The sequence below is a fragment of the Mesorhizobium sp. P2_D6 genome (assembly GCF_056404315.1).
Genome location: NZ_JBFUEG010000040.1, coordinates 1 through 13,138 on the forward strand (window position 1 = coordinate 1; position 13,138 = coordinate 13,138).

Sequence of the window (13,138 nt, forward strand, 5' to 3'; positions counted from 1 at the left end):
TTTGTAGCGGCTTAGATGAGCCCGGCTTTAACCGCGAAAGAAAGGACCAGCGAATAATGGCCTTTACTGTCATCTGGTATGGAAGACAGGGCATTGTCGACAAGGAAATGTTCGATGCCGAGAAAGCGGCAAAGGATCACGCTATCGCGATGTTTCAAACCCGGAAGGGCGATGATGGAATCGTGGCCGTTGAAATTCGCAAGGAAAGCGGCGCTGTCGTTTTTAGCCATGCGGAAAATTAGAAGAAATTTTGGCCGCCTACTGCGCGATACGGTTAAGCGGGATCGACCCGCCGCTGCCGTGAATGGGGCGGCGAGTTGCGAGCAGTGGAGCATTAGCGGAACCTAATTTGCTGACGCAACTTAATCTCGCATGAACGAACAGCCGAACCGTAAGAAACTTGTGCCCGACCCTCAGCCAAGGCGGGAGGTTAGTAAGGGAGCATTGATAGCGGCCGCCGCACTGTTTCTTACCTCCTCCGTTCTGGTCGCATTTTGGTTCCTTCAATGAGCAAGCGCGGGATCGACTTCCTAGAAAAATGGATGGCGGACCACCTGCCGAGCGCCTTCACCGACGATCCGGCGGCAATTACCGACCTTGCCGATCAGGCTATTAGGGCGGCGGAAAAAGAAGGCATCAGCCTGGAAGAGATCAGCGAAGAAGTCGGCAGCGTGTTCGACGTCATCTTCGATGCGATGCAGAATCGTGCCGGCGGCGAGGGTGGGGCTCGTACATGATCGCCTAGACCAAGACAAAATAGACCACCGGTGCAAGGATCAGGCAGATCGCCATTGCGATAACTATGGCAATGGCCCGGCGCTCTGCCCGCCGCGAAAGGTCAGCGAAATCATCCTCATTTGCAATCAGGTTAAAGATCGAGCAGCCACCGGGAACCGAATGATTGTCGTTTGCAATTCGGGATGCCGGGACGAGATCTGGTTCACGTTTGCCTCCCTTCGATGATGCCGGCTTCGCCGTCCCGCCCCGGCGAAGCGGAGCGGGATGGTAGAAAGCGGAAATCGATTTTCGGACGCGACAATTCAAAGACCTATGGCGTCCTTTTCGCGTCCAAATGGACGCGCGGCGCTACGGTTTAATGTTCTCTCGCTCATCGTATCCGCAACGAAGGAGGCAGCAATCAGGTCATCGGCATTGAGCCGCAGTGAACCTGCATCGCATCCCATCAAAGCAGCTACTTTTTGGAAGGCTTTCATATCGTTCTCGGTAACATTGGCGCTTCGCATTTTTGTTTTGAGCTCGGCGATGCGTGCTCGTAGAGTCTGAGACGTTCCAATTTCACCCTTGGACATCGTTGTCTCCTCCTGACGTGGTTCGCTCCCGCCTGGCCACGATCCAACCAACTTTAGCTACGCGTGCAATCGAAGGTTCCGACGTTCGTTAGCAAAGTACGGCAGCGACGTGCGAAGTGTTTCGAAAAGAGACGCTAATGCGGCATGCAGCTTGCTTCCTGGGAACTGGCAGGAGGTAACTATGATACTTTCACGAGATCGGGATGAAGACGATATGATCGTCCAAGGCCCTAACTGCAAGCGAATGATGATCCGCAAAGGTCGCCTGATAAAAAGCTCCAAGTCTCTGACATGTGAGGGTTGTGGGAATGAGATCCGACTGACTTATTCGTACAAAATGGCAATCTTTGAAAATCGCAGGCCACCATCATAGTTGTCCAGCCAAATGCCAAAGACATGCCGCACGCCAACCGGCTTTCCGAAGGGCGTGCTTGGCTATTTCAGCGAGTAGAAAAGGCCGGCGCCGCTTTGGAGGCTGACCGATTGGCGCCTGCCAGGCAGAGCCAGGCCTGCCCGCGGCCCGATCGATTGCTGTTTCCTAACGTGACGTGTCATCAGCAGAGGATAACTGCGGGTTAGCGGGCACAAGCTGACACTGATCGCTGCGAAGGTAAGGGCGAAACCGTAGCCTGGTCTAACGACCCCGAAATCCCGTAGGAAGGGCAGGCCTGGCACGGTAATGGCCGAGCCACCGGCAGCCGATTGGCGCTCCCCAAATTGCCACCTTGCCCCATGGCACAACGAGAGAAAGCAACTAGTGCTGTATTTTGCCAGTGCTTGTGCATAAAGCCTATTTCTCTTCTACGACTTATAGCCCCGTCGCCTAGAAAAATGGTGTAAAGTATTTTGAGCAGGTCTCATTTCCGCCCCGAGATTCAGGGGCTTCGTGCAATCGCAGTGTGCTTCGTTGCCATCTTCCACGTCTGGCCGTTTCTCATTCCGGGCGGATACGTCGGCGTCGACGTGTTTTTTGTCATTTCTGGATATCTCATCACGGGCGTCCTACTCCGTGAGGCAGAGCAAACCGGGAAAATAGACCTGCTCGCCTTTTATGTTCGCCGCGCGCGACGGCTGTTACCCGCTGCTTTGCTCGTGCTTTTACTCGTCGGCCTGCTAACCCCGCTTTGGCTCCCTTCGGCCCTTTGGAGGGACGGGACGAATGAATTGGCGTACAGCGCCTTCCAGTTGGAGAATTGGCGGCTCGCGGCGAAGGCTGTCGATTATCTGGCGGCGACGAGCGCACCAAGCCCGGTCCAGCATTACTGGTCGTTGTCCATCGAGGAGCAGTTCTACATTGTCTGGCCCGGGTTGATCATCGCCGCGTGGTGGCTGTCACACGCGATTCGTGCGTCCTGGCGAACGTCGCTGGTCGCCCTGTTTGGCGCCATCTTTGTTGCATCGCTTGCCGCCTCGGTATGGCTGACACTCACGGATCCAGCACCAGCCTATTTCGTCACCCATACCCGCATCTGGGAGTTGGCGCTTGGCGGCCTGTTGGCCCTCTGCTCGCCGTTACTGGACGAAAGAGCGCTCGGCGAACGGACGCGGCGCCTACTTGGCCTGTTCGGCATCGCTGCAATCCTTGCGGCCGCCTTCCTGTTTTCTGCCAAGACACCTTTTCCCGGCTATGCCGCGCTGTTGCCGACCGTAGCGGCCGCGTTGGTCATCCTCTCGGGACAAAGCCAATCCTCATTCAGCGCCTTTTCCCTACTGAAGACGCGGCCGTTCCAGTTCCTCGGCGACGTCTCCTACTCGCTGTATCTCTGGCACTGGCCGATAGTCGTGTTTTTCACACAGCAAACAGGCGAAGCGATCGGCCTGTGGAGTGGCCTGGCTATTCTTTCCCTAAGTGTTGGTCTGGCTGCTGTTTCGAAGATTCATGTTGAGGATCGTTTCCGTTTCCAGCAAACGTCAACACCGTCACGTTTCAAGCTCGTCGGGTTGGCCGCTGTTATTGCTCCCGTCCCGCTGGTGCCACTCGTCGCCTTCTGCGCGGTCTCTATGGAGATTGCGCGACAGCAAGCACTGATATCCAGCAATCCAGGCGATTATCCAGGCGCCAGAGCATTGTTCGCCAACGCACCCGTCCCGAAAGTGGAGGCCTATGCTCCGTCGTTGCCAACGATTAAGAGGGACCTGCCAACAAGGGAAGGCTGCCGACCGCCCTCCGACGGAGTGGAGCCTCTCGGTTGCCAGTTTGGCGACCCAAACGGGGGACTCAAGGTCTTTCTGGTTGGGGATTCGCATGCTGAACAGTGGGTGCCAGCCTTTGACAGGACAGCATCGGATCGTGGCTGGAATGCGAAAAGCTTTACCAAGCCTGGCTGCCCGCTATTCCCGACCATGATCCTGTACGGGGATACTGATCGTCCTTTTCCAGACTGCCTGAGTTGGGGGCAGTACGTGTTGCGAACTATTCAACGGCAAAAGCCGGACATCGTCATTCTGGGGCAGAGAGACAATCTGCGTGCCTATCCCGACGGCGGCAAGCAAGTGCCCGTCAGCGATAGGCTCGTACAACTGTGGCGCAAAATCGAGGCGTCGGGTGCCAAGGTGATCGTCATCGCCGATACTCCATATTGGGGAGTGAAGCCCGAGCTATGCCTGGCTCGGGACCGTCACTGCTCCATTCCGTATAAGTTCGTCGCGGGGTCCGATCCTCTCGTCCTCGCTCAGCGCCTCTATCCACATGTTGCGCTCGTCAATTTCAATGACATCGTGTGCCCAAGCGGCGATTGTCCCGCGGTTATCGGCAATGTCTTTGTCTGGCGCGACACCGATCACCTAACCGCAACCTATTCACGCTCTATGGCCGACATTTTTGGCAGGCGCATCGAGGCTGCAGTGAATTAGCTCGGACGCATCAGCCCAATGATCTTTGCGAGCTTTGACCTTGGGCGACCATTGGCGGCAGATTGTTTACGTGGCAGCACCAATGCCGACCAAGGTTCCACAAGACCGCCCCGAAATGGCAAAAGCCAGACTCGCACACTCGATGGTCGCAGTGTCGCCGCCCGTGAACGCACGCTGCCAGTCGTTACAGCGTCTGTGCCTCCATGGGTTGACAATCGCGCCTCAAGCGCCATGCTGCAGTGCAACATGGCTAGTTACGAAACCACCATCACGGATATCAAATCGTCGCGCATCGAATGCCTGGACGGGCTTCGTGCGCTTGCGGCGATCTGGGTGCTTGTCGGGCACTGCCTGCTTTTGACCGGCTGGCAAATTCCGGTCGTCGGCGAGCCGGATCTCGGCGTCGACCTGTTCATCATGCTGTCCGGCTTCCTGATGGTGTTCCACTATCAGCTGCGCCAGGACAAGGAGCCCTGGCAAAGACCGCAAACCTGGCTGAAATTCTGGACGCGCCGCTATTTCCGGATCGCGCCGCTGTTCTACGTCATGCTTTTCGCGGCGCTGGCGCTCGGCCCCTATCTCTACGATTGCCGGATCATCATCGACGATTTCCTGTCGCGATCGCACCAGGCGCCCGAACGCTACCTCGACGGCGGCCTGAAGAACATCGTTGCCCATCTCACCTTCCTGTTCGGACTGGTGCCGAACCTCGCCTACCGCACGCCGCTGCCTGACTGGAGCCTGGGGCTGGAGATGCAGTTTTACGCGGTCTTCCCGGCCGTTATGTTGCTGGTGCGCAGGTTGGACTGGATCAGGAGCGCCCTCGTGGTCGCGGCGCTTGGCTGCACCATCGTGTTTGCGATGCGGCTGCTGTCCATCCATTTTCCGATGCCGTCCTTTCTGCCGCTGAAGATGCAGATATTCCTGTGCGGGATGCTGCTTGCCGGTATCGTGCATCAGACCCAACCCCGGCCGATCCTCTACCTGGCACTGGCGCTGCTGTTGGCGGCGCTGCCCTTTGGCGGCGACTACGGACTGGGCAAGCTTCTGGTGCGTGAAGCGCTGGTGGCGGGCTTCTTTGCGCTGGTTCTCTACCGCATGCTGCCGGGAAAGGCGGGAACGCTGGCGAGGGCCATCGCCGTGACGCTCAGCAACCGGTTCTTCCATCTGATGGGAGAGCTTTCCTTCAGCATCTACCTGATCCATCTGCTGGTGCTGCAGCCCGTCGCGGCGTTCGTCATCAGCCAATACGGAAACGAGCTGGCGCCGCCGCTGCGCTTCGCGATCGTCGTTGCCGTGGTGCTGCCGACGGTGACGCTGCTGTCCTGGTTCACCTACACTCTGATCGAGGTTCCCGGCCAGAAGGCCGGTCGCTTCGTCGTCCAGCGCTTTGGCCGCAAGGGCGGCGCGGCGGCGCTGGAGAGGACGCCGGCGGAGTAGGGCGCGAAGCCAGCCGGTCTCCTCGAACTGAATCCACCTAGAGCCGGATGATTTCAGGTCGAGTCGACCTGAAATCTGAATCCGGCTCTAAATCAAAGAGATAGAGCATGATGTTGTCCGAAAACCGCTTCACACTTTTCGGCATCATGCTCTAGAACTGGGTCACGCCCTCGCGTGCGCGGCGAAGTGAAAGCCAATACCGCAGCAGGGCGCGGATATTCTTGTCGTAGACATAATGCGCGAATGCCGAGACCGCGATGATCAGGGTGGATGTCGCCAGGATGAACGGCAGGCCGTGCTCGTTCCATGAGATATCGGTCACAGCTTCGACCGCGGCGTTCGAAAGGCGGATGAGCGGCGTGTGAAGGACATAGATGGCGTAGGAAATGTTGCCGGAGAAGAGCGCAATCCAGCGCCAGAAACCGGAAAGCCGCAAGCGCGACGCCACGAGAACGAGCCAGGGCCAGATCAGGACGATAACCACCAGACTGTACAACTGGACATGTTCGGCGGGATCGAAGCACATCAGCGCTCCGCACAGCGCCAGCAGGACCAGCATATAGAGATTGCCGTCCCGGCTGTCCCCGGTCGCATACCGGTTAAGAAAGACCCCGAGAAAGAACGAGAAGGTGATCCGGGTGGGAGCCGCGATCGTGTTGTCCCAGTAGGCGCCGCCGCCAAGCACCACACCATGCCAGGCCATCAGCACCAGGGCCAGCAAGCCGACGCCGACGATGACGGCCAGCGAACGCGCAACCAGCCTTGTGGCCAAGGCGGCAAAAAAGGCATTGGCGACGAGTTCATAAAACAGCGACCATGCCGGACCATCAAGCGGGAACAGCAGGTCGGGAGCCGTCGAAAGCGCCGGCGGCGTCGGTAGGAAAAGAACGGAAAACCCAAGGGTTGCAAGCAAATCCATCCGCGAATACGCACCGATCCCTTGCGTCACGATGATTGCACCGACGCCGATCATCGCCAGGCCGAGTGCGGCGAAGTAGAGCGGGTAGAGCCTGAGAAGACGGGTCTCCGCGAAGCCCCAGAATGACATGCCTTTTCGGAACTTGTCGTCGTAGGCGTGGGCGATCACGAAGCCGCTCAGCAGAAAGAACAGGTCCACGGCGAGGAACCCTGAAGGCGCCAGATCATATCGCCGGCCCGTGTACTCGCTGAAGTGGCCGAGCATAACCAAGACAGCAGCAATGCCCCTAAGTCCATGCAGCGCGTCGAAGTGCGCCGTCCTTGAATCCCGCGTCTCGGTCATCCCGTTTCCGTCAGTTTTACTTCGCCTATCTACGCACTGATTGCTGCGATGCACAAGAAAGTTTTGCGGCGCACACTCAACCGACTGGCCGCGGGGCTGGAAAGCCTGATCATCCCGCAGTCGGGAAAATGGCGTGGGCTGATCATCGCCAGGCGAGGATGGCGAAATGGTGCTGGCCGATCTCGCAACAACCGTCGGCTACTGCCGTCCTATGGCGAGTGGATGGCCAGGAAAAGAACGCCCAACGGCTTCGCGCCGCACAGTGCCTTGAGCATTTACGAGGGCCAAGGTGGTGCAGTGTATGATGGGATTTCTGACGCTGGACGAGACGCAACTGGCGCTGCAGGAAAGCGGTGCGGGCGGGGGAGTAGCTCTTTCCTTCTCCTCTTGTGGGAGAAGGTGGATCGGAGAGCGGCGCCGAGACGATGAGGGGTGTGCCGGCAGAGTGGGGTGTTGGCCTTCCTTGGACCCCCTCACTCGTCGCCCTCGCTAACACCTTCGCTCACGAGGGGAGAAGGTGTTAGCGAATGCACTTCGCTCAATAATCGCCGTTGTAATACCGATCGTCGCAGGGCGCGGTGTAAATCCGGCCGTAGCGATCCTGGTAGCGGCAGAGCTGTTCGCCGCGGCGCTGCGGCGTGGTGGCCTGGCCGATGACGGCGCCAAGCAGAGCGCCGCCGGCGGCGCCGATCACCGTGCTTTTGGTGTTGCCGCCCAGCGCCTGGCCGGCGAGGGCGCCGGCGCCGCCGCCGATCAGCGCGCCGGTGGTTGCCCTCTGCTGCTGTTCGGTCTGGGTCGCGCAGCCTGCCAGAGCGGCAGTCATGAGCACGGCGGCAATGGCTTGTCTGATGATCATCTTGGAACTCCTTTGAAGCCCCAAACGCGGAATGGGGCGAATGGTTGCCAGTTGCTGGCGCATTGCGGCTAAACGGGGGCGCGCCGGCTCACGAAGTGAATCACGGTTTCGCGGGCGTTGATGACGTTGGTTTCCAAACGCAGAAGGGTAGCATTCGACACAAACTGGACGGGAGTTATCAACCAAAGGACAGGTCACCAATTGCTAGCATGTAATCACGGCAGGACAGCACAAGCGATGGACGAGGTTGCAGCGGCCCTAAAAGCCCCCTCAGGCAGGCGCATGGTGCGTGCGGCCCAGTATCTGCGCATGTCGACAGACCACCAGACCTATTCGATAGACAACCAGCGAGATGCCATACGAGACTACGCCGAGATCATGGGCTACGACATTGTCGCAACCTACGAGGACGCCGGTCGTAGCGGTCTCAACCTCGGAGGCCGTCCCGGCCTTCAGCGGTTGCTGGCCGATGTCGAGAACGGAAGAGCCGATTTCGAAACGGTGGTGGTGTACGATGTCAGCCGCTGGGGACGGTTCCAGAATATCGATGAGAGCGCCGTCTATGAGTATCGGTGCCAGATGGCCGGCGTCCGGATCGAATTTTGCGCCGAGCAATTCGCAAACGACGGCAGCATCGGCTCAGATGTACTCAAAGCAATCAAACGCAGCATGGCTGCCGAGCAGAGCAGAATGCTCTCGCAAAAAGTCTTCATCGGCCAGGCGAGGTTGGTCCGGCTGGGCTTCCGGCAAGGCGGCAAGGCCGGCTATGGCCTGCGGCGCTTGCTTGTCAGTCAACACGGCCGCTCAAAGGGCATCCTTTCATCCTACGAATACAAGAGCCAGCAAACGGATCGAATAGTTCTGGTGCTCGGACCGCCTGACGAGATTGCGACAGTGAGGTGGATCTTCAGTCACTTTGTCAGAACACGCAAGACAGAGCTGGAGATGGCAAGACTGCTCAACAAGCGCGGCGTGCTCAGCGATTTGGGGCGACCATGGACCCGAGAATCCGTGCACTCGGTGCTGACCAACGAAAATTACATTGGCAACAGCGTCTGGAACAAGCATTCGGCCCGGCTGAGAAGCCATCAAGTCCACAATCCCCCGGAACAGTGGGTGCGGGTGGAAAACGTCCTGGAGCCTATCGTCGACCGCAAACTGTTCAACCGGGCGCAGATGGTCCTCAAGACCATCTATCGCCACATGACCAATGACGAGATGCTGGCCGCCCTTAGGGCACTTTTGGCTCGCCGTGGCGCCTTGTCGTTAGCCATGATCGACGCCGATTCCGAATGCCCGCCGTCGCAACGCTACCAGTGGCGTTTTGGAACCATTGTCAAAGCCTATGAACTGATCGGATACGAGCCATCCAAAAACTACCGCTACATCGGCGTGAACCGGCGCCTGGAAACAATGAGGCTGCAGGTTATCCGGGATCTGGTGGGCGCGATGGAAAGGCTGGGCGGGGTTGCTGCCCATGACATGGCGACAGACCTCCTGCGGATAAACGAGGAGATCACCGTGGCGATCACGATCGGACGATGCAGGGTTTCCGGCTTCGGCTATCCACGCTGGTTTTCGAAGGCCGATCAACGGCCGCTACCGGATATTTTCGTCCTGATCCGTATGAATCCCGGCGACCTGACCATTCGGGACTATTTGATTGCTCCTGCGCATGAGATCGCGGGCAAATCGGAACTGCACGCCATCAATGGGGCACTGCTGGACACCTATATTTTTCCCACGCTCAACCCAATTATCAGGCTGGCAGAGCGAGAGCCTGTCGGGGGGGCGACTTGGTAGTCAAACGCTTAGCCAAGGACGCCGCCTACCGTGCGCTGGAAAATGGCGGCGACAGACATGCGAGGAATATTGCAGCTGGCGCAATAGGGTCCAAAAAGAGGCTTCGTTCGCACGAATTTTTGGCGACCTACGATACGGAATGCAAACGCATGCGCGATTTCGTCACCGAAGCGGCAAAGTCTGAACAGAGCCTGGACCGGATCGTCGCGGCGCTCCACCTGATGATGCGCGACAAGGAGTTTTGCACCATGTTGGTGTCTGAGGGCTTCGGGACAATGCCAAGGCTACTGGCACATAGGTTGGGTGGCGCGACCCGCGAGCCGCAAATGTTCTGCCCTCCCGGGAAACCCGCTTCCGAGAACGGCGAGAACCGGAAACCCGTTAACGGAATTTGCCCTGATGTCCTCGACCTGCTTCGGGACGCGCCGGTGAAAACAAAAATCTTCGGGTTTCTCCAGAAGGTTCTGCCAGTCAGGCAATTGGAGATTGCCCGGCTGATGGTGGCGATGGACCGGGTCAGGATCACCTACGCGAGGCTACTCGTCGCTCTGACACCACAAGCCCTGCTGGCCAAAGATTGTAATCTCTCAACGATCACCACACAGGCTGAAGACCAGCGCGGCGCGATGGTGTTCGAAGTCAGCACGCTGAGTCTTGCGGTTCTAAGCGCCGTGGAAAATCGTGGCCAAGTGGGCCTGGAGCTTGTCGCAGCCAACCGTTTTTTCGACCGGATGATGGATAATTCCAAAGTGGTGCGATATCTCGCCCGGAACTTTCCGGGTCATTTTGAAGAGTTCCACCGCTTGTCGATGCCATGCCTCGAACAAAGGGGCTAGACATGCCCGCCCGGGTTTCGACGGTGGCTTTTTTAGGTCAGGTTGGAACATCCGACGCGCTCTTGTAGTTGGTTTCTTGCGGTGAACGGCTTTCTTGTCCACTGCAGATCGCCCTCCGCGGACGATCGAGGCCGGCTGCCGTCTAACCCCTCAAGGTCCGGCAGCGGGGTTTTTTGATGAGCGGACAGGACTACCCCCAACCGGCCCGCTGCCACCTCCTGGCGCGAAATTTTTGTGTGCTGCAGGAACCGCACGAGGACCCCGAAGTTAATGAGACCGCGGACCGAAGCCTCCGCATCAGCACTGTGCGTGTTGGGAGTTGCAATGCCTATTTCAGATGACATGCGAGACGAGGATTTGGAATTTGAATGCCCAAACTGCGGCTGTCTGATCGACAAGAAGGGCTCTTGGCTTAAAGTTATTTCCGCTTTCACCTGCACCCAGTGCGAGACAAAGTGCGGATTGGTTACCCTGCCAAAGTTGCACTTTTCGAACGGAAGAAGAAGAGTTCTGATCGGGCCGTCTAATAGACCGTTATCGGCTGGAGCGAGAGCGCCAAAAGGGCTGCCAGTCTTGCCGCGATCTCGCGAATTGGCGCTACAGAGCCAGCTTTTACTCCACGATCTTCCAATACGAATCCTTGCGGATCACCTTGCCGTCGCGGAACGTGTAAAAGTCGCAACCCCGGACCTCCTTTTTCACGCCGTCGCGGGTGGTGCCGGTGAGGATCCATTTCGACATGCCGGTCTCGGCAGCCGCATCGACGAAATGCTGGCCGTCGCCGTAGTGGACGTCGGGCAGGCCTTCGAAGCGTGTCGCCAGCGCGTCGCGCACGTTCCGCTTGCCCTCGAAGCGTGAGCCCCAGGGGTTGCTTCCCCTCGGCATCTCCAGGACGCAGTCCTCGGCAAAGAACGCCATGATGCCATCGAGGTCGTGCGCATTGAAGGCATCGCATAGCTCCGTCAGTGTCGATCGAATGTCCATTCGCCCGTCTCCTGGATAACCGATAGCGTGCGGGTTCGAAGTAGGTCACTGGCGACGGGACCGGTCAAGACCTCCGACACGCTGCCCGCTAGCGAATGGCCGGAACTTCCTTCCAGGGAGGTTGTTATGCCGTTTCCCAGCCCGTTCTTTCAGCGGTCCGTGCTGGGGGAGCCCGCGCCGCCTACGCCCTAGGCGAGCGCGGGCATTTGATTTGAACGCACCGCAACCAAACCTTCCGCCGCTCATTGACATGGCAAGCCCCCGGCGCACTCCAGAAGACTTGCCCGCCCGTTTCCGCATTCGGGCGGGTCTTTTTTCGCGTTGGCTTTTTAGCGTGGCTTAATGTTCCGTTTACCGTGAGCGCGCATCCTTTTATGGCGCGGCAATGTTTCAGTACCGCGCGGCTCAGGCAACAACTCGTCCTCGCTGGACCCCTGAGAGTGACGAGAGCGAGGTTGCAACCGACAACCGACATCTTCAACGTTCGTTGAACTCGCGCCGGTTGATTCCGGCTACTCCAGACCGATTGCCCGCTGGCCCAAGCCGGCGGGCCTTTTGTTTTGCCGACGTATAGGTCGGGAGACCTCAGGTTGCTCCGCCAAGCTTAACGCTAGCATCCCGTCCAGCACGTACGATCCAAATTTGTGAGTTGCTGGAACATCTCGAAACGTCCGAAATTGTACCATCGCACTGATCACCAGTGCGTCCCCTGCCCACTTGCCCGCTGGGCCAACCCGGCGGGCCTTTTGGGCCCAGGAGAGAAGCCCGCTGTCTGCTCCCAGACGGCGGGCTTTGTTGTTACCTACGGAACCACAAAAAGCCCGCGAAGTTAGTTCAGGGCAGCGGTATGGGTCCCGCTGCCGACTGGTCCCGCAAGACAGTCGGGCCCGCGCTGCCCTCACGGCGCGGGCCGCTTGCCCCGCAGCAGGATTTCTGGGGTAGCGAACGGAGATGCTAACCGACTGCGACTGGCGTTACATCCAAATAGAGTGGGTCTCGCAGATTCAGGTACCCGGGGTCAAAGTCTGCCATCTCGCATAAGGCGTCCCAGTTCAGAATGACCAGCCGCCCTTCTTTGTGCTCCAAAAGCCCGTCAGCACGCAGCTTCTTCAACATACGATTGACGTGCACTACGCTCGCGCCGATTGTCTCGCCGATCTGAACTTGAGTTAGCGGTAACGGATAAGAATGGTCCCTTACCAGCCCCATGACCCTCATGCGCACGTAAAGCTCACAGGCGAGGTGGGCTAACCGGCCCACCACATCATGCCCCCCCAATACCTTGACCCAGGCGCGCGCGACCGCCGCGTCTACCAAACTTTCCCGCCAAAATAGATTTGCCAGGCGAGGTGATTTACGCACAACCTCGAGAATGTCGTGGTGTGAAATCACCGCAATCTTGCTTCTACCGATCGACGCAAGTGTGTGATCCATGATCCTTAGATGCAAGCCTTGGAGATCGGGTATATCGCCGGGGACATGGATTGAGAGCGTTTGCAGGTTGCCGTTGTTCAAAACGCTATAGCGTCGCAGGAGCCCCTCAACCACCAGGCAACAGCGGCTGGGTTCGTCCCCTTCCTGCGCAATCTGCTCACCGGGCTGCAACTGCTTACCCACAAGCACCATCGCTTCGACGCTCTCGCGATCATCTGATGAAAGACGACCCAGGCTTTCGAGCTTTCGGAGCAGCGGTGTCGTCAAGTCGGACATCGCTAACCTTAGCATTTTGTCATGATCTAACAAAGGCTTTGCCGCTCCGTCCCGTTCATGCAGACCGGGGGCAACCGACTACAGG

At 58.4% G+C, this 13,138-nt stretch carries 11 protein-coding genes; 6 read left to right on the plus strand and 5 right to left on the minus strand.

The features are described 5' to 3' along the window. Both AC1D1L_RS32760 and AC1D1L_RS32765 read left to right on the plus strand, forming a co-directional pair. Nucleotides 1-242, plus strand: a 242-nt coding sequence (locus tag AC1D1L_RS32760) for a hypothetical protein (protein WP_477345608.1), incomplete at its 5' end; no start/stop codon positions are given. A gap of 264 nt (nucleotides 243-506) precedes the next feature. Then, entirely contained in the window at nucleotides 507-737 is a 231-nt protein-coding gene (locus tag AC1D1L_RS32765) for a hypothetical protein (protein WP_477345610.1), read from the plus strand. A 303-nt stretch (nucleotides 738-1,040) separates the two neighbouring features. Here AC1D1L_RS32765 and AC1D1L_RS32770 read toward each other — a convergent pair whose 3' ends face one another. After that, nucleotides 1,041-1,310, minus strand: a complete 270-nt coding sequence (locus AC1D1L_RS32770) for a hypothetical protein (RefSeq protein WP_477345611.1) — start codon at nucleotides 1,308-1,310, stop codon at nucleotides 1,041-1,043. Nucleotides 1,311-2,156: 846 nt separating this feature from the next. Between AC1D1L_RS32770 and AC1D1L_RS32775 the strand changes: the two genes are divergently transcribed. Both AC1D1L_RS32775 and AC1D1L_RS32780 read left to right on the plus strand, forming a co-directional pair. Further along, complete coding sequence (locus tag AC1D1L_RS32775; protein WP_477345612.1) at nucleotides 2,157-4,163, plus strand: acyltransferase family protein; 2,007 nt, start codon at nucleotides 2,157-2,159, stop codon at nucleotides 4,161-4,163. A 246-nt stretch (nucleotides 4,164-4,409) separates the two neighbouring features. Then, nucleotides 4,410-5,603 carry an acyltransferase family protein gene (locus AC1D1L_RS32780; protein ID WP_477345613.1) on the plus strand — a complete coding sequence of 398 codons (1,194 nt, stop codon included), beginning with the start codon at nucleotides 4,410-4,412 and terminating at the stop codon, nucleotides 5,601-5,603. A 151-nt stretch (nucleotides 5,604-5,754) separates the two neighbouring features. On the opposite strand, the gene AC1D1L_RS32785 is transcribed toward AC1D1L_RS32780, so the two are convergent. Further along, the gene (locus AC1D1L_RS32785; RefSeq protein ID WP_477345614.1) at nucleotides 5,755-6,864 is read right to left on the minus strand and encodes an acyltransferase family protein; all 1,110 of its coding nucleotides are present in this window, start codon (nucleotides 6,862-6,864) and stop codon (nucleotides 5,755-5,757) included. A gap of 538 nt (nucleotides 6,865-7,402) precedes the next feature. Continuing rightward, nucleotides 7,403-7,720, minus strand: a complete 318-nt coding sequence (locus AC1D1L_RS32790) for a YMGG-like glycine zipper-containing protein (protein WP_192255683.1) — start codon at nucleotides 7,718-7,720, stop codon at nucleotides 7,403-7,405. Between the two features lie 237 nt (nucleotides 7,721-7,957). On the opposite strand from AC1D1L_RS32790, the gene AC1D1L_RS32795 reads away from it, so the two are divergent. Next, nucleotides 7,958-9,523 (plus strand): recombinase family protein, encoded by a 1,566-nt coding sequence (locus AC1D1L_RS32795; RefSeq protein ID WP_477345615.1) that lies wholly within the window; start codon nucleotides 7,958-7,960, stop codon nucleotides 9,521-9,523. Then, nucleotides 9,517-10,359 (plus strand): plasmid partitioning protein RepB C-terminal domain-containing protein, encoded by an 843-nt coding sequence (locus AC1D1L_RS32800; protein ID WP_477345616.1) that lies wholly within the window; start codon nucleotides 9,517-9,519, stop codon nucleotides 10,357-10,359. Before AC1D1L_RS32795 ends, AC1D1L_RS32800 begins: the two co-directional genes overlap by 7 nt. Before the next feature lie 612 nt (nucleotides 10,360-10,971). Here the strand turns inward: AC1D1L_RS32800 and AC1D1L_RS32805 are convergent. Both AC1D1L_RS32805 and AC1D1L_RS32810 read right to left on the minus strand, forming a co-directional pair. Continuing rightward, nucleotides 10,972-11,343, minus strand: a complete 372-nt coding sequence (locus tag AC1D1L_RS32805) for a nuclear transport factor 2 family protein (protein ID WP_477345617.1) — start codon at nucleotides 11,341-11,343, stop codon at nucleotides 10,972-10,974. Nucleotides 11,344-12,297: 954 nt separating this feature from the next. Continuing rightward, nucleotides 12,298-13,044, minus strand: a complete 747-nt coding sequence (locus AC1D1L_RS32810) for a Crp/Fnr family transcriptional regulator (protein WP_477345618.1) — start codon at nucleotides 13,042-13,044, stop codon at nucleotides 12,298-12,300. Between the last annotated feature and the right edge of the window lie 94 nt (nucleotides 13,045-13,138).